Origin of the sequence: Boseongicola aestuarii, from assembly GCF_900184815.1 — a bacterium.
GTDB lineage: Bacteria > Pseudomonadota > Alphaproteobacteria > Rhodobacterales > Rhodobacteraceae > Boseongicola > Boseongicola aestuarii.
Genome location: NZ_FXXQ01000006.1, coordinates 203,669 through 218,360 on the forward strand (window position 1 = coordinate 203,669; position 14,692 = coordinate 218,360).

The 14,692-nt window shown below is 56.1% G+C and carries 15 protein-coding genes and 1 tRNA gene; 3 read left to right on the forward strand and 13 right to left on the reverse strand.

Features of this window, described 5'->3' with window-relative positions; translation table 11 throughout:
* Positions 1–178 precede the first annotated feature (178 nt).
* The 9 genes from BOA8489_RS10525 to BOA8489_RS10560 all read right to left on the reverse strand — a co-directional run bounded on the left by BOA8489_RS10525 (position 179) and on the right by BOA8489_RS10560 (position 7,962).
* Positions 179–931, reverse strand: a complete 753-nt coding sequence (locus BOA8489_RS10525) for an SDR family NAD(P)-dependent oxidoreductase (protein ID WP_093973973.1) — start codon at positions 929–931, stop codon at positions 179–181.
* Positions 932–1,002: 71 nt separating this feature from the next.
* Complete coding sequence (locus BOA8489_RS20440) at positions 1,003–1,170, reverse strand: hypothetical protein (RefSeq protein WP_176440269.1); 168 nt, start codon at positions 1,168–1,170, stop codon at positions 1,003–1,005.
* Positions 1,171–1,279: 109 nt separating this feature from the next.
* Positions 1,280–2,209 carry an AEC family transporter gene (locus tag BOA8489_RS10530; RefSeq protein ID WP_093973974.1) on the reverse strand — a complete coding sequence of 310 codons (930 nt, stop codon included), beginning with the start codon at positions 2,207–2,209 and terminating at the stop codon, positions 1,280–1,282.
* Positions 2,210–2,213: 4 nt separating this feature from the next.
* The gene (locus tag BOA8489_RS10535; RefSeq protein WP_093973975.1) at positions 2,214–3,011 is read right to left on the reverse strand and encodes an MBL fold metallo-hydrolase; all 798 of its coding nucleotides are present in this window, start codon (positions 3,009–3,011) and stop codon (positions 2,214–2,216) included.
* Positions 2,999–3,808, reverse strand: coding sequence for a TatD family hydrolase (locus BOA8489_RS10540; RefSeq protein WP_093973976.1), 810 nt, complete (start codon positions 3,806–3,808; stop codon positions 2,999–3,001). The genes BOA8489_RS10535 and BOA8489_RS10540 overlap by 13 nt, the downstream gene beginning before the upstream one ends.
* A gap of 31 nt (positions 3,809–3,839) precedes the next feature.
* A complete protein-coding gene (locus BOA8489_RS10545) occupies positions 3,840–4,955 on the reverse strand; it encodes a DNA polymerase III subunit delta' (RefSeq protein ID WP_093973977.1) in 1,116 nt (371 codons plus the stop codon).
* A 64-nt stretch (positions 4,956–5,019) separates the two neighbouring features.
* Complete coding sequence (gene tmk / locus BOA8489_RS10550) at positions 5,020–5,640, reverse strand: dTMP kinase (protein ID WP_093973978.1); 621 nt, start codon at positions 5,638–5,640, stop codon at positions 5,020–5,022.
* Positions 5,637–6,812, reverse strand: coding sequence for a D-alanyl-D-alanine carboxypeptidase family protein (locus BOA8489_RS10555; protein ID WP_093973979.1), 1,176 nt, complete (start codon positions 6,810–6,812; stop codon positions 5,637–5,639). The genes tmk and BOA8489_RS10555 overlap by 4 nt, the downstream gene beginning before the upstream one ends.
* Positions 6,813–6,834: 22 nt before the next feature.
* Positions 6,835–7,962 carry an SPOR domain-containing protein gene (locus tag BOA8489_RS10560; RefSeq protein WP_093973980.1) on the reverse strand — a complete coding sequence of 376 codons (1,128 nt, stop codon included), beginning with the start codon at positions 7,960–7,962 and terminating at the stop codon, positions 6,835–6,837.
* Between the two features lie 220 nt (positions 7,963–8,182).
* Between BOA8489_RS10560 and BOA8489_RS10565 the strand changes: the two genes are divergently transcribed.
* Positions 8,183–8,272: transfer RNA gene (locus BOA8489_RS10565), tRNA-Ser, on the forward strand.
* 152 nt (positions 8,273–8,424) lie between these two features.
* On the opposite strand, the gene BOA8489_RS10570 is transcribed toward BOA8489_RS10565, so the two are convergent.
* From BOA8489_RS10570 to BOA8489_RS10590, 4 genes are all read right to left on the reverse strand, one after another.
* Positions 8,425–8,691 (reverse strand): hypothetical protein, encoded by a 267-nt coding sequence (locus BOA8489_RS10570; RefSeq protein ID WP_093973981.1) that lies wholly within the window; start codon positions 8,689–8,691, stop codon positions 8,425–8,427.
* Positions 8,692–8,974: 283 nt separating this feature from the next.
* Positions 8,975–9,403 carry a hypothetical protein gene (locus BOA8489_RS10575; RefSeq protein WP_093973982.1) on the reverse strand — a complete coding sequence of 143 codons (429 nt, stop codon included), beginning with the start codon at positions 9,401–9,403 and terminating at the stop codon, positions 8,975–8,977.
* A gap of 577 nt (positions 9,404–9,980) precedes the next feature.
* Positions 9,981–10,532, reverse strand: a complete 552-nt coding sequence (locus BOA8489_RS10585) for a recombinase family protein (RefSeq protein WP_093973984.1) — start codon at positions 10,530–10,532, stop codon at positions 9,981–9,983.
* Positions 10,532–10,780: a DUF7249 family protein gene (locus BOA8489_RS10590; protein ID WP_093973985.1), complete on the reverse strand. Its 249-nt coding sequence runs from the start codon at positions 10,778–10,780 to the stop codon at positions 10,532–10,534. Before BOA8489_RS10590 ends, BOA8489_RS10585 begins: the two co-directional genes overlap by 1 nt.
* Before the next feature lie 448 nt (positions 10,781–11,228).
* Here BOA8489_RS10590 and BOA8489_RS20185 point away from each other — a divergent pair, with 448 nt between their 5' ends.
* Entirely contained in the window at positions 11,229–12,773 is a 1,545-nt protein-coding gene (locus BOA8489_RS20185; protein ID WP_141138272.1) for a DUF723 domain-containing protein, read from the forward strand.
* A 534-nt stretch (positions 12,774–13,307) separates the two neighbouring features.
* Positions 13,308–14,600 (forward strand): hypothetical protein, encoded by a 1,293-nt coding sequence (locus BOA8489_RS10605; RefSeq protein WP_093973988.1) that lies wholly within the window; start codon positions 13,308–13,310, stop codon positions 14,598–14,600.
* The last annotated feature ends 92 nt before the right edge of the window (positions 14,601–14,692 follow it).

Sequence of the window (14,692 nt, forward strand, 5' to 3'; positions counted from 1 at the left end):
TCGGCATCACCGTTTAAGACGTTCTGTTAACATTCTAATATACATAGAAAAAGCGGTGTCAGTGCAGCGTCGGTATCACGTCGGTATCACGTCGGTGCGACCGTGCGGAGGGGTAACAAAATTGGCCGATTAACGTGGTGTTCGGTTAAGTTTCGTTAAGTCTGGGTTAATTTTCCGGCTAGTAGGTGGCGCGCCCCCCCGAGAGGTCGAAGACGCCTGCGGTCGTGAAGGAGTTCTCGTCGCTGGCGAGCCAGACGATCATCGATGCGGCTTCTTCGACTTCGAGGAAGCGCGCGCGGGGGATCTTGGACAGCATATAGGCGATGTGCTCGTCGCTCATCTGGTCGAAAATGGGTGTGCGGGCGGCGGCAGGCGTGACGCAGTTCACCGCGATGTTTTGACCGGCAAGTTCCTTGCCGAGGGATTTCGTGAAACCGATGACGCCGGCTTTGGACGCGGAATAAGCGGAGGCGTTTGGGTTGCCTTCTTTTCCGGCCACCGAGGCGATGTTCACGATGCGGCCATAGTTGCGGGCGCGCATTCCGGGAATGACAGCTTTGTTGACATGAAAGGTGCCGTTCAGGTTCACCGCGCAAATCTGGGCGAAGGTGGCGACGTCGTAGTCCTCGACCGTGGCGTTGGGGCCTGCGAGACCGGCGCTGTTTACAACGATATCGACCGGGCCAAGCGAGGATTCGGTTTCGGCAAGCGCGGACTGGACCGAGCCCCAGTCGGAAATATCGGCGGTGATTGCGGCGGCATTGTCGCCGACGTTGAAGCCTGCGACGGTTCCGGAGTTGCGCTCGGCGTTCATGTCCCAACTGGCGACACGCGCACCAGAAGCCAGAAGTCGGGCCGTGACGGCCAGGCCGATGCCTTGCGCGCCGCCGGTGACGACGGCGGTTTTGCCGGAAAGATCGTAGGTGTTCATGATGACGCGTCCTCTAAACCTGTTGATAACGGTTTAGCGGTAGCGGTGTCCCGTGAAAAGGGATTGCTGCGTCAGGAGCGGTTTGCTTTGTCCGCTTTCACGTCGCGCTGGCCTTGTGGCTTGGCGAGATGCGCGATCAGAGACGTATTCTTGATGTGAAGAAACAGCGTGGCGCCGCGCAGAATGCTGGGTGCGCTGGTGTGTGCGGCGGGTCGACGAAAAGCAATGACATTGTTCATAGAACGATTCCTGTTTCTTCGACGAAAAAGAGACCCCGACTTTGTGACCGCGCTGGGGCACAAATAAGGAAATTACAGGGTTAATGTTTAAGAAGTATGAACAGACTCTTTACGGAAGCAGCAAAAGCCAGAGCCAGACCGTGATGATCGAGGCAGCTGTGCCGACAAGCACCGAGGTCGCCGCGACGCGGCGTGCGCTGCCGTAGAGATTGGCGAAGATATAGGTGTTCACGCCGGGCGCCATTGAAGCGGTCAGGACCGCGGATCTGAGCGCGTCGCGGTCGAGTTGGTAGAGGGTTGCGAGGGTGAAGGTGATCGTCGGGTGAAGCACCAGAGAGATCACGCAAACCATTGCGATTGTTTTGGAATCACCCTCGGGTTTATAGCGCACAAGAACGCCGCCAAGGCCGAAGAGGGCTGCTGGAAGGGCGGCGACGACCATCATGTCGACGGCATCGGTGAAAACGCCGGGCAAGGGTAGTCCACTCACGTTCACCGCAAGGCCAAGGGCGATGCCGATCACCAACGCATTGCGGAACATCGAGCGCAGGATTTTCCGGACAAGTGTTGCGGGATTGCGGGTGTCTGCCCGCGCGATTTCCATCGCGGTAACGCCGAGCATGTAACAAAACGGCGCGTGGACCGCCACGATGGCATAGTTGGCGGCCAGCGCGTCGACGCCGTATGCGCGTTCGGTGATGGGCAGGCCAAGCAGGACCGAGTTGGAAAAGAGGCAGACAAAGCCGATGGCGACGGCATCGGACCAGCTTCGCTTGAAGATCAGGCGCGCGCCGAGCAGGCCGGCGGTAAATCCGAGGGTTGCGCCGGTATAAAACGAGATCAGCAGGGCCGGGTCGAACTGCGCGGATAGGTCGAGGGTCGAGATGGCGCGGAACAACAGGCAGGGGATGGCGTAGTTCTGGGTGAACTTCATCAGGCCTTCGACGCCCGTGTCCGGGAACCAGCCTTTCCAGACGGCGAAATAGCCGAAGCCGATGACCAGGAAGACCGGGAGGATGACGTCGAGGAGGGCTTGCACCGGTTCAGTCGTCCAGTTCGATTTTCATGCCGTCAAAGGCGGGGGTGATGTGATCGGGGGTCTCGGCCTTGAGCGTGTCGTAGTCGAGGTCGATGTGCATATTGGTCAGGACGGCTTGTTTTGGTTTGACCTGTTCGATCCATTCAAGGGCACGTTCGAGGTGAGCGTGGGTCGGGTGCGGTGTGCGTCTGAGGGCGTCGACGATCCAGAGGTCGAGGTTTTGGAGGTGCGTCCATGCATTTTCCGGAATCGTAGCAACATCAGGGAGATATACGGCGTTCTTAATTCGGAAACCTAGAGCGTCAATTGAGCCGTGATCGACCTCGAAGGGGGTAAAGGTGATGTCTCCGCCCGCGCCCGGTATCGTAACGTCGCCGTCGATTGTGAACATGTCGAGGATCGGGGGGTATGACGAGTTCGCCGGTTGAGTGAAGGCATATCCGAAGCTGCCGTAGAGGCGTTCTTGCGTGGGGCCGTCGGCCCAGACGGGGACGCGGTTCTTCTGGTTGAAGACGATCATGCGCAGATCGTCGATGCCGTGGACGTGGTCGGCGTGCCCGTGGGTGTAAAGGACCGCATCAAGCGTGCCGACGCCTTCAGACAGGAGTTGCTGGCGCATGTCGGGGGAGGTGTCGATCAGGACGCGGGTCGTACCGTCTTCGGTCGTGCGTTCGACGAGGAGCGAGCAGCGGGTGCGGCGATTTTTCGGGTTGGTTGGATCGCAGTCACCCCAGAGGCCGCCGAGGCGGGGGACGCCGCCGGAGGAACCGCAGCCGAGGATCGTGAAGGTTAGCTTTGCCATTGTGCGGCTTTCCAGAACAAGCGGTCGAAGTTGGCTTCGCTTTGGGCCGCGAAGTCTTTGTAATCCATGCCGAAAACCTGCGCACCGATGCCGGCAGTGTCGGCGACATAGCTGGGTTCGTTGCGTTTGCCCCGGTTTGGGGGCGGCGCGAGGTAAGGGGCGTCGGTTTCCACGAGTATGCGGTTTGTTGGGGCAGTCGCGAAGATGTCGCGCAGCTCCTGGCTTTTCGGGAAGGCGGCGATGCCGGACATGGAGAGCGTGAAGTCGAGGGCGAGAGCGGCGCGCGCGAGGGCGGCGGAGGACGAAAAGCAGTGCATGACGCAAGTGTAAGCGCCTTTGGCGTGCTCGTCGGTGAGGATCGCGGCCATGTCGTCGTCGGCGTCGCGGGCGTGGATGATGAGGGGGAGGCCGGTTTGGCGGGCGGCCTCAATGTGGATGCGCAGTGAGTGTTGTTGGAGGTCTGCGCTTTCGGCGGTGTAGTGATAGTCGAGGCCGGTTTCGCCGATACCGACGCACTTGGGGTGTGCGGCGACTTCCAGGAGGTCTTCGAGCGTTACCATGGGTTCGGAGGCCACGGACATGGGGTGGGTGCCGGCGGCGAAGAAGATCTCGTCATGGGTCTCGGCGAGGGATTGCACAGGGGCGAGGGCGCTCAGTTTGGTGCAGATCGTGACGCAGCGGTGTACTCCGCGCGCGTGGGCGCGCGTGAGGAGCTCGTCGATTTCGCCGTCGAATTGCGGGAAATCGAGGTGGCAATGGCTGTCGGTCAGCGCAATTTCGGGGCCGGGTTCGGACATGGGTTTCGTATCGGCGCTTTGGGGGGGCGGGTCAAGGACGGGACGCGGTCTCGTTGATCTTGAGGAAGGCATCCAGAACGAGGCTTTGGGCATCGACGTTGACGGCGCGGCCGTGGCCGATGCGTTGGGAGAGGTCTTGTTGGAGGGCCGCCCATTTCTGGGCGGACTTCGGATCGGGGGCGAGGCGTTTGAGGATGTCGGGCTCGTCGGGTGTGGCGGACTCGGGGGCAAGGCCGGTGCCCGCGCGGGCCGTGCGTGAAAGCGCGAGGTCGAGGAGGTTCAGGGCGACGGCGAGGCGGTCGTCCTTGCCGCGTTGGGTGATGTGCTCGGCGAACGCCTGAGTGCGGGGGCGGTCAAGGTTGGGGCAGGTGGCGAGAAGGGCGAGGATTTCGCCGTAGAGTGCGGGGCCGTTCTGGGTGGCGAGGCGGATGGCTTCGCCGACCGAGCCGCCCGCGAGGGGAGCGAGGGCCGGGTCCGGGTCTGGGTGGCCTGCCTGGGCGAGGGCCTGGGCCAGCGCGTCGGTCTGCAGGGCGGGCAGGCGCAATTCGCGGCAGCGCGAGCGGATGGTCGGAAGCAGGCGCGCGGGCGCGTGGCTGACAAGGAGAAGAACGGCATTCTTCGGTGGTTCTTCGAGGACTTTCAGCAGTGCGTTGGCGGCTGATGGGTTCATGTCGTCAATACTGTCGACGATGACGACGCGGCGGCCTCCGTCGGTGGACGAGAGGCCGAAGAAGGCACCGAGTTTTCTGACTTCGTCCACGGTGATCTGGCCCTTGAGGCGTTTCTTGTCTTTGTCCCAGACGCGGCGAATGAGTAGGAGGCCGGGTTCAGACAAAGCGGCCATGCGGCGGGCGACCGGGTGGTCGGCCGCGATGTCGAGTGACGTGGGTTTGGGGGTGTCGCCGAACAGACCGGCGTCGTCCGTTTCGGGTGGGGTCGCGATGAGGAAGCGCGCAAGGGACCACGCAAGAGTGGCTTTGCCAACGCCTTTTGGGCCGGTGATCAGCCAGGCGTGGTGCATCCGGGTGCCTGTGACCGCTTCAAGGAGTTGCGCTTTGGCGTCGTCATGGCCGTAGACCTGGGCCGTTTCGCGGGGATGTGGTGCGCCATCGGCACGGTCTGCTTCCGGGAGGTCGTCTTCGGTCATGTTTTATCGGGCCCACATGCGTGGGCCGTTCTTGGATATTTATGCCAAAAAGAAAGTGTGCGGGTCACGCTGTGGCCTGTGTGATGGCGCGGATGTCGGTGGCGATGTCGTTTGCGCTGCGGTTGCCGTCGATCAGGTGGCAGCGGGAGGGGTAATCCCTTGCGAGCGCGAGGAAGCCTGCCCGAAGTTTGTGCTGGAAGGCCGCGCCCATATCTTCGAAGCGGTCTTCGCCGGAGTTGCGTGCGAGGCCGCGAGCGAGGGCGGCGTCGGGGTCCATGTCGATGATGAAGGTGAGGTCCGGTTCGATCCTGATCACCGCGTCATGGAGGCGATCTACGAGGGTGCGCAGGTCGCCGCGTGCCGCGCCCTGGTAGACGCGGGTTGAATCCGCAAAACGGTCGCAGATTACGGTCTTGCCGGCTTTGAGAGCGGGTTGGATCGTGCGTTCGAGGTGATCGCGGCGCGCGGCGGTGAAGAGCAGAATCTCGGTTTCCGGCGACCAGCGATCGGGGTCACCTTCGACGAGCAGGCGGCGGATGTCTTCGGCGCCGGGCGCGCCGCCGGGCTCGCGGGTAAGGATCGCAGGCAGGCCGGTGCCCGTGAGGTGGTCGTGGAGCAGCCGGCTTTGGGTGGATTTGCCCGATCCGTCGATGCCTTCGAATGTGATAAAGCGTGCGCGCGTCATTCCATCAGCGTTTGCACCTGACCCATTGCCTTGTCAAACAGGACATTGGCCGAGGCGCGGATGCGCGGGATAAAACCGCCGTAGGCAACGTCGCGGTCGGAGACGAGGTCGATGCGTTTTTCGGGCATGTCGCGAGCTGTGATAACAAGTTCGCCAACTTTTGTTCCGGCGGCGATGGGAGCTTCCAGCGGTGTGGCGTATTCGACGCGGGTTTCCAACGTATCCTGGCCGATGGCGGGCACCAGAAGGCGGATGTCACTTTCGGTGATCAGGTTGATCTGTTGCTGGCTGCCGAGCCAGACGGGGGCTTGTGTGATTGTGTCGCCTTTCTTGGCGACGTCTCTGGAGAGGAACTGGCGGAAGCCCCAGTTGATGAAGCTTTCGGCTTCTTGGCGGCGTTCGGCGTCGGTTTCGAGACCCGAAAACACGAACACGATGCGGCGGTCGCCTTGCATGGCGGAGCCGACGAGGCCGTAGCCTGCTTCCATTGTGTGGCCGGTCTTGAGGCCATCGGCGCCCATGTCGAGCCCGAGAACGGGGTTGCGGTTGAAGCGGTTGGAAGGAGAGCGGCCGTCGAAGTCATATTCTTCAAGGGCGAAGTAGCCATAGTATTCGGGGAAGTCGGTGATGAGGCGGCTGGCGAGAACGGCTAGGTCATGCATCGACATGCGGTGGTTTGGGTCGGGCCAGCCCGAGGCATTGGCGAAGGTCGAGTTCTTGAGGCCGATCTCGGGGCCGCGCGCGTTCATCTGGCGCGCAAAGGCGTCTTCGCTGCCGGCAAGACCTTCGGCTACCACGATGCAGGCGTCGTTGCCGGACTGGACGATGATACCTTTGATCAGGCTTTCGACCGTGGGGCGGTCGGTTTCATCGAGAAACATCGTCGAGCCGCCCATCAGGCGGGCTTTAGTCGATACACCGAAGGTGGTGTCCAGCGTGACGCGGCCATCGCGCAGCGCGTCGAACAGCATGTAGAGGGTCATCAGTTTGGACATGGAGGCCGGGGGAAGCGGAACGTCGGCGTTTTTCTCGAACAATACCGTGTCAGTGGTTACGTCGTAGAGGTAGGCCGAGGTGGCGCGGGTCTCGAAGGCGGCCGCGGCCGGCTGTGGCAGTGCCGTGGCGCATGCCGTGGTGACGATCAGGGCGAGGATGGCGATGTGGCGGAGCATGGGGGCCTCCGGGTATGGGGGATCAGTTTGAGACGAGGAAGGCGTCGGAATAGCCGAGCGCCTTCACTTGGGACAGGATTTCGGTTTGGTCGTCTGGGTTGGTCATGGGACCGACGAGGACGCGCCAAAAGGTGCCGCTGGCATTGGTTCCGGGCACGATCGTCGGCACGATGCCACCTTGGCGCAGTCCGGTTGCGGCCGCGCTGGCATTGGCTTCGACGGTGAAGAGGCCGACCTGAACGTAAGGGTTGTTGAGGCTTGGCGGAGTTACGGCTGGCTGGCTGGGAGCCGGGGTGCTAACCGGCTCTGGGGTTACGGCGGGGGGCGCTGCGGGGGCTGGTGCGGCGGGCGCCGGAGCTGTCGCAACGGCAGCGGTTGAGGCTGCGGCTACTGCGCGACGTTGCGGGCGCGCGTTCGCGGAGAGTGCAGCGGATGAGGCGTCAGCGGCGTCGATTGCGGCGGCGGCGCTGGTTGTGATCGGATCGAGCGTTTCGGTCTGGACCTCAGGTGCGGCGGCGCCTTCGACCGACTCCGGCTCGTCACTTGCCTCTTCGGCGGCGCCGCCTCCGAAGAGGCGGGCGAAAAAGCCCTGTCGTTTCGGCGGCTCGGCGGGCGCTTCAACGGTTGCATCACCAAGCGATGCGGCGACCGTTTCGTCCGTGGCCTCATCTTCGGCGGGTTCCTCGACGAGTATAGGCGCAGGCTCAATTGTGATTTCTTCTTGCCGAATGACGACAATGTTCAGCTCGGTTGGCTGACCGGCAAGGATACCGAGTGCTCCGGCGGCATCGGAAGAGAGCTGGATGCGTGGTCCGGGGTTGGCACGTTCACGGCGAAAAAGCGCCCCGAGCACCGACTGACCATTGGTATTGTTGGTTATGCGCACGCGTTCGGGATCGCCGACGTCGGGGTGCGCGACCCAGAGCCCGCCCAGGGAAGGACGGCCATCCCACAGCGCGAGTTCTTCGGCTGAGAAAATATCGGCGCGCTCGACTTCGCGGATTTCGGTGCGAGCCTGTGCGGTGGCGGTTGTGGCGCTGGCACTGTCCTGTGATGCGGGTGCGGTCAGGAACTGGCCTTCTTCGCAGGCGGTCAATACAAGTGTTGCTGCTGCGAAAAGTGGGATCGCTGCCTTGAACTTCATGGTCATTCCGCCTGCTCCTGTTCGCGTCCCCTTCAGGGGCGCGCGCATTGTTCTGGTGCCTCGGTCCGGTCACTTTCGGACCGGTTTGGAGAAATACTACAGCCAACGCGCGCTGGTGAAAAGCAAAGACACACGCAAATAGGCGCCGGCTTGCCACAATGATGTGTAATTGGCCGAAAAGCGGGGGTTTCAGAATCGCGCGGCGCGACATATTAGAGGCGCTGTCGGAGGAGTGGCAGAGTGGTTGAATGCACCGGTCTTGAAAACCGACGTAGGTGAAAGTCTACCGTGGGTTCGAATCCCACCTCCTCCGCCAATATCCATATACCCCTTATTTATATGACGATTAGGCGATAATTTAAGACGCTTACCACCCCGGTCTACCACCCCGGTCTACCACCTCGGTCTACCATCCACATTTTTTGGATATTCTGAGTGAAGGCTAGGGGGGGGTCGATTCCTTTAGGATCATGTCTCGTCGGTTGCTTGGCCGCTTTCTTTATGCCGCTGACGGACACCAGCGCTGATTTCGCAGAGGACACCCAGAACAATTCCTGCAAAGGCCATCCTAGCTCCAAGATCAACCGCTTTACCGGGAGGCATCCTTGGTCCGGGCCGCGTAGGGTCCACAAATTCGGGAGGGTATATCATCCCCAACAGACCAAGAATAAGCGTCAGACCGCCAAGGGCCACAAGGATAAGTGCGACCACAGTTCCAATCTTAGTGAATGGCATCAAAATCTCCTGAAAAATGGGGAAAGGTAGGGAGCCTAAAGACTAACGCTTGGATGTTTGAATGCGGACATTGATTTGGCACAAGCTCAGAAAACCTGCGTATCAGGTAGGACCAAGCAGGGTCATTCCTTTCGCTTTCTGTCGTTAATTCGTTTGTCCAGAAGCACACCGAGCTTTCTTGGCAGCCAGACACACAAAGCTACAAAAACGAGAACCACCAAAACTAGTTCGGCCATTGATTTCCTCTGCAAATTGACTGGTCCAAATAGTTACATTGGGGCTTCTATCCTTGCCGATCAATGGCTTTCCTTGCTTCATTAACATCGTGCCAAAGCTGTCCCATTGCGTTCACACCGTTCTCAGCCAGAGTGATCGTATACCCCTTGTATTCTTCGATCTCACCATCAACCGGCGCGGCTCTTTTTTGAATAGGTTTCCCAGGTGCATCGACATTAGACGCAACGCTGTCAGGGCTCTCAATTTCACTTGCCGCTGTATTGTCTTCACTTTCCGCCATGGAAAGTTCGAACGTCTTTCCCAAAACCAGCAGGCCGATAATCGCAGCGAAAGGGCTAAAGACCAGCGATATCAGGACCCAACCTAGCTGGGAGCGGCCTCGCGTTTCAGCCATTTGCATAGGTAGCAAGATGTAGAGCCAAAGCGCAAAACCAAGAGCCAACAGCGCAAAGAGAAAGCCAACAATACCATCCATTAGCGACAGTCCGCTTCGTGGTCACCAACGCCAATCATAACAATCTCGCCGTTGTCGTCTCTGTTGATGGTGGTCATTAAAGCAGATCCGCCGTTTATGACTAGGTGAACCGTCTGCGATACGTCACGCCCCAGCGGGTTGATGTCAAAGGCGCAGAAAAACGCACCCTCTTTCTCTGTGCAGGAACCGGCCACGTCTCCAAAAAAAGGGTTCGACCATGTTGCCAAACTGCCATCAGACCTCAGAGTGCTACTCTTACCCCAGCTGCATTCGATGGGCTTTGTGCCCCCGATGAAGAAACTCCTGTCACCGTTCTCCTGAGCGAGGGCTGGTGTGGTTGTGAAGAGTGCTGTTGCCGCTAGGGCTGATATAAAGGTCTGTCTCATGCCTATAAGAATGTACGATGAGTTGGGCAATTTGAAGGAAGGGTTTGGATTATTTTGCAGATAGGGTTGGGTACCGCAGCGACCGGATTCATCCTCCAGCTTTTGAGAGGGTCCCACGTCGATTCCTAGACATAAAGAAACCGGAGACTCCATCTAAAGAATCCCCGGTCAGTTTGGATACTTGCGCTCGGTTATGCTGTCAGACGGTAGACCGACTGTCTAGATATTCCCAATTCCCTAGCAGCATGTGTCTTGTTGCCTAACCTTGCGACAGTCTCTCTCACTTTATCAACGTCAATGCTTGGTGGTCTTCCTTTGAACGGCGAGTCTTCACCCTTGGCAAGTGCCGCATCTATACCGGCTCTTTGGCGGGCTTTCCTGAGGCTGGTCTCAAATTCAGAAACAGCACCAAGAATGTGATATGTCATTTTGCCTTCTGGCGTTGTTGTGTCGATAGACTGATCTAAGACCTTGAGTTGCACACCTTTGGATTCAAGCTTCCCTGTGATCTTGAGCAAGTCAGTCAGTGAACGGGCCATACGGTCCAGCTTGGTTATGACAACGACGTCACCTTCCCGTACATAATCCAACAATGCCTCAAGCTGGTCCCGTCCTTGCGTAGTTGTGCCTGTGAATTTCTCAGAGAATACTTTGGTACAGCCAGCTTGCTCTAAAGCAGATAATTGAACGTCCAGTGATTGAGTACGACTTGAGACTCTTGCGTATCCTATTTTGACTGACATTACGCTGCCTCCTGTTCATAATGTTGAGCAAGTTCCCGGTAATCTATTTCACCAAGTGAACAATTCAGAATGTCACGGACAAAACCGCTTTCTAAAGTGCTGAGTTCAGTTTCTAGGATATTCTCAACCAGTTCCTCTATATTGTCCTCATTAACTGGCACGCCTTCTTCTTCATACATAGTAAGGACATCACCTAGCCAAAGATTAACCAGCCAGGTTTCCTTATTTTTCCATCCATTATAAGCCATCTTTTAGCCTCCTGTAACGTATGACTTGATGGACCTAATGTAACGTAAAATAAAGCGATTCGCGAGTCATTAGCGACAGTTTGGGGCGGATTAATAGCCTCTTATGTGAGTGTACTCTGTCGTTACAGTAGGTCGAATCACTAAGTCCTTCTAGCTCTCTTTTATAAAGGTTGTGTCAACACTTGTAATACAGTGTTCACGATTCGTTCCCTCAGATTCCACCCTTAATCAAAGTCAATATGTTAACGCTAACGGGTTGCAGATGTCTGGCACTTTTTCCTTACTATATTGAGTATAACCTACACGCGAAACTGAACCCTACGTAGGAAATAGACCAGCATGGGAAATAGACCCGCATGGGAAATAACTCTCAGTCGCCGCGTGGCTCTTTCAGGGGAATATAACAACGTTGCCGTATAACGTTGGAGGTCTGTTCAAACGGGAATGGATGTTTGCTTCTCTACCCATAGCGGTCAACCGACTGAATGACTCAGATGTCTCCCACGAGCCCATAGCGGATAATCCTCAAATCTTGTATTTTACTCTCATGGCCAAAAAGCTGACAAATGAAGATTTCGTATTTCGTGCACAGGGAATTCACGGCCTTCGTTATGATTACTCACTAGCGAACTACATCGATACTGGTACTCCAGTGAAAATTATTTGCCCGAAGCCAGGACACGGCGAGTTCAGGTGCTCACCGAGAAACCATTTGCGCCCAGTCAATGCTCGTGGGTGTCCAAAGTGCGGACGAGAGAGGCAGATTAAAGCAGCGACCAAGCCGTTTGATCTATTTTGGTCCGAGGCACAGGTTATTCATGGCGGAAAGTATCGTTACCTCGCCGAGACCTACAATGGTGCTAGAGTGAATATGGGCATTGTTTGCGAGAAGCACGGACGATTTCAGCAGTCTCCTGACAGTCACCTACGGGGGGCAGGCTGCCCAAAATGCGCTGGTGAAGCGCGGGCCGACAAGTACCGAAGTCAACATGCCCGAGCAGTCGCAGAAAGCATTAAAGGACTTTCTGAAGGCATGGTTGAGCTCGATATCCCTAGCTACGAAGGTCAAAATGCAGAGGCCAATTTCACGTGCAAACTACATGGCGAGTTCTGCCGTCGAGTTATTTATGCCCTTCTGACGACAAATCCCTGCCCGGAATGTGCGCGAATGGCTCAGCATAACTTTCCGCAAGATGCTGAAAGTCTCAAAAGGGCCATCCTTTTGGCTTTGGGATCTGGATACACAGTTGAACCGTTCGAGTATGCTGGGCGTAACACTGAGGTAGGGCTCTGCTGTGGTAACTCGGAGCACCCGCCATTTAAAAGGATTATTGGCAACATATCTAGGGTGCGTGGGTGCCCAACATGCGGACAACAAGCGGCGTCCAAGAAGCGACAAGAGGCAATCAGGCGGCTTGCAAAGAGGTCCCGCGTTGACCGCTTCGAGGCTTGGCTTGCGGCAGCTATTGAGACGCACGGTGAGAAATTTGATTACTCACACGTCGACTATCGGACCGCCCGTGAAAAAGTGAATATTATATGCTCGGTTCATGGGCCGTTCTTACAGTCCCCGGCTGATCACCTTGCGGGCGGCTGTAGAAAATGTGCTGATACTGACCTCAAAGGGCGATACACAGACGAGTTCTTCGAAAAGCATCCTGATGCTGGGTATCAACCCGCCTTGCTCTACTATCTGCGCCTCAGATTTCACGAGGTCGGCTTCTACAAGGTTGGGATAACCATCAATGATGTCGCAAAACGTCATGCGATGTTGAACACACTGCCGGGATTAAAATTCGATACGTTGGCCGAAGCCCCCATGACACTGCGGGAAGCGTACGAGACCGAACAAAAAATTCAATTGGAACACGGCGATCGCTCGCGGTCCCAGCTTCCCTTTCCCAAATATATTCAACGCCAAATTCGGGTCGGCCCTTCCGAGTGTTTCCTCAGACCGCTCACTGCGGAAATGTTCGCCAAGTACTTCGTTTAAACTAACGACATCAAACGGCGGCTTTGTCCGCATAACAGTCATTAGGTCAATTTGAATGAATGTCCGGTTCTCTTGAAAGCGGTCGTTGAACTGCCAATCCCGTTGGGGGCCAACATCAGACGAACCTAGGTAGGGCGATATTCACGATGTAGACGAGCGCTCTCGTTGGAGGTTTGAGATGGTTTTCGCCCTGAATGGTATGAGGGAAATGAGCCGACACAACCCCAGGTGAATCAGTAGGCTCGCTGTGCGCGCCGGAAGCCAAGTTGCCCCGATCATCCAAGCCAAACCACATCGAAGATCAATATATTGTGGTCGGTCAAATCTAATATACCTCATTTAGATAATTATAGATTTTCCCAGACCGTGAGCTGTTCCGAATGGCGTGTGAATTGACTGGAACGAGCGTCCTGCCTCTTGAAACCCGATCCAGATGGCCCCAGATACCTCAAAGGCGGCCTAAGTACTTGTTTTATAATTGTTTTATGTATGTCTGCCTATGAAATTTCTATAGGTTCTTAGGATAGGAAAGACATGAAAGATAATAATGATTTCAAGAAAGGAATGCGCGTTACATTAAAAGGCGATGCATTCGTAACAGTAAAATTTGAACCAAGGACAAGCGAGACTGAAGCTTACGTAAATCGTCTTGTTGATGAGCTTGAGCTTATATCCCCAAACGACCGACCAACAACAAAACAGAAGTATGTGCGCTGTGTCTCGGATGTAGTGGTGGCAACCATGTCGAGCACTTCTGGCTTGATCTGCTGGCCTAGAGACAACCACTCCCTTCGTAACAAAGCCTATGGACGGGATATTGCAGAGGACGTGTATCAGGCTCTGCTTGGCAAAGGTCTCATAAAGCTCGTTCAAAAAGGTAGGCGTGGTCTCAGCGCTGTATATCGGATTGATCGGTCAATTGCCGTGGATGGCCTCAGCTTCAAGGAGCATGGCATCGGTCCAGTGATCGAAGTTCGTGCTGAAAAGCAAAAGGTCTACTGGACACCAAATCAGCCCAAGGGACGTATACTCTCACTCACGCAATTTGATGGGCTCTGGCAGCCCCTGGAGCGCGATGTGAGGGCAATCAACGAGGTTATGCAGCTTCACCCCTTAACAGCTCCAGATGGGCGTCAGTGGGCTTCCTGTCGGCGCATATTCAACGACGGAAGACTGGATAGAGGTGGGCGTCTGTATGGTGGTTGGCAAAGTGAGAAAGCAAAGGATCGATTGTCTTTCAAGATTGATAGTGAACCGGTTTGTGAGATCGATATCAAAGGGTCGTTTCTGTTTATTGCGAATGCATTGACCGGATCAAATGTGAACCTCGGATCAGATCCCTATCAGCGCATCCAGTTCGTAAGAGAAGGAGATCCAAGCAAGCGCAACCTGGCCAAAAGACTTGTGTCTTCCATGATGTCTAACCCCAATGAACTGACCAGGTTTCCAACAGGTGACACGAAAAATGAATTTGGAAGAATTATTCCGGTTAAAGAACAGTACAACCTTCCTGCGTCATCCAAAGTAACAGACTATACTAACCAGATCATAAGGGCCTTTCCCTTCCTTAAAGATGTAAGAGGGTCATCAGGGCAACTCATGTACATCGAGAGTACGGTCATTGTGGATGCATTGCTGGCACTAGCAGAAGGGAAAGTTGCGGTCCCTGCCTACCCTGTTCATGACTGTCTTCTCTGCAAAGAGTCTGATGAAGCTCAAGTAATTTCTGCCCTAAAAGAATCTATGATGAATAAGGTGGGTTCTGAACCTGTTTTGGATATTGAGTATGAAAATGGTAAATCAAAGATTGTTCTCCCTAAGGAGTAGTTAGTAAAAATTGATAATGATATAGATGATAATTTAATAAATATCTTAGATGAAGAAGATGACTCTGTGATTGAGGATTTCTAATCTAATTT

Bases quoted from the DNA above. Each gene is read 5' to 3' on its own strand.
- BOA8489_RS10525 (WP_093973973.1), bottom strand. From the start codon at position 931: ATGAACACCTACGATCTTTCCGGCAAAACCGCCGTCGTCACCGGCGGC.
- BOA8489_RS20440 (WP_176440269.1), bottom strand. From the start codon at position 1,170: ATGAACAATGTCATTGCTTTTCGTCGACCCGCCGCACACACCAGCGCA.
- BOA8489_RS10535 (WP_093973975.1), bottom strand. From the start codon at position 3,011: ATGGCAAAGCTAACCTTCACGATCCTCGGCTGCGGTTCCTCCGGCGGC.
- BOA8489_RS10540 (WP_093973976.1), bottom strand. From the start codon at position 3,808: ATGTCCGAACCCGGCCCCGAAATTGCGCTGACCGACAGCCATTGCCAC.
- BOA8489_RS10545 (WP_093973977.1), bottom strand. From the start codon at position 4,955: ATGACCGAAGACGACCTCCCGGAAGCAGACCGTGCCGATGGCGCACCA.
- tmk (WP_093973978.1), bottom strand. From the start codon at position 5,640: ATGACGCGCGCACGCTTTATCACATTCGAAGGCATCGACGGATCGGGC.
- BOA8489_RS10555 (WP_093973979.1), bottom strand. From the start codon at position 6,812: ATGCTCCGCCACATCGCCATCCTCGCCCTGATCGTCACCACGGCATGC.
- BOA8489_RS10560 (WP_093973980.1), bottom strand. From the start codon at position 7,962: ATGACCATGAAGTTCAAGGCAGCGATCCCACTTTTCGCAGCAGCAACA.
- BOA8489_RS10570 (WP_093973981.1), bottom strand. From the start codon at position 8,691: ATGCCATTCACTAAGATTGGAACTGTGGTCGCACTTATCCTTGTGGCC.
- BOA8489_RS10575 (WP_093973982.1), bottom strand. From the start codon at position 9,403: ATGGATGGTATTGTTGGCTTTCTCTTTGCGCTGTTGGCTCTTGGTTTT.
- BOA8489_RS10585 (WP_093973984.1), bottom strand. From the start codon at position 10,532: ATGTCAGTCAAAATAGGATACGCAAGAGTCTCAAGTCGTACTCAATCA.
- BOA8489_RS10590 (WP_093973985.1), bottom strand. From the start codon at position 10,780: ATGGCTTATAATGGATGGAAAAATAAGGAAACCTGGCTGGTTAATCTT.
- BOA8489_RS20185 (WP_141138272.1), top strand. From the start codon at position 11,229: ATGTTTGCTTCTCTACCCATAGCGGTCAACCGACTGAATGACTCAGAT.
- BOA8489_RS10605 (WP_093973988.1), top strand. From the start codon at position 13,308: ATGAAAGATAATAATGATTTCAAGAAAGGAATGCGCGTTACATTAAAA.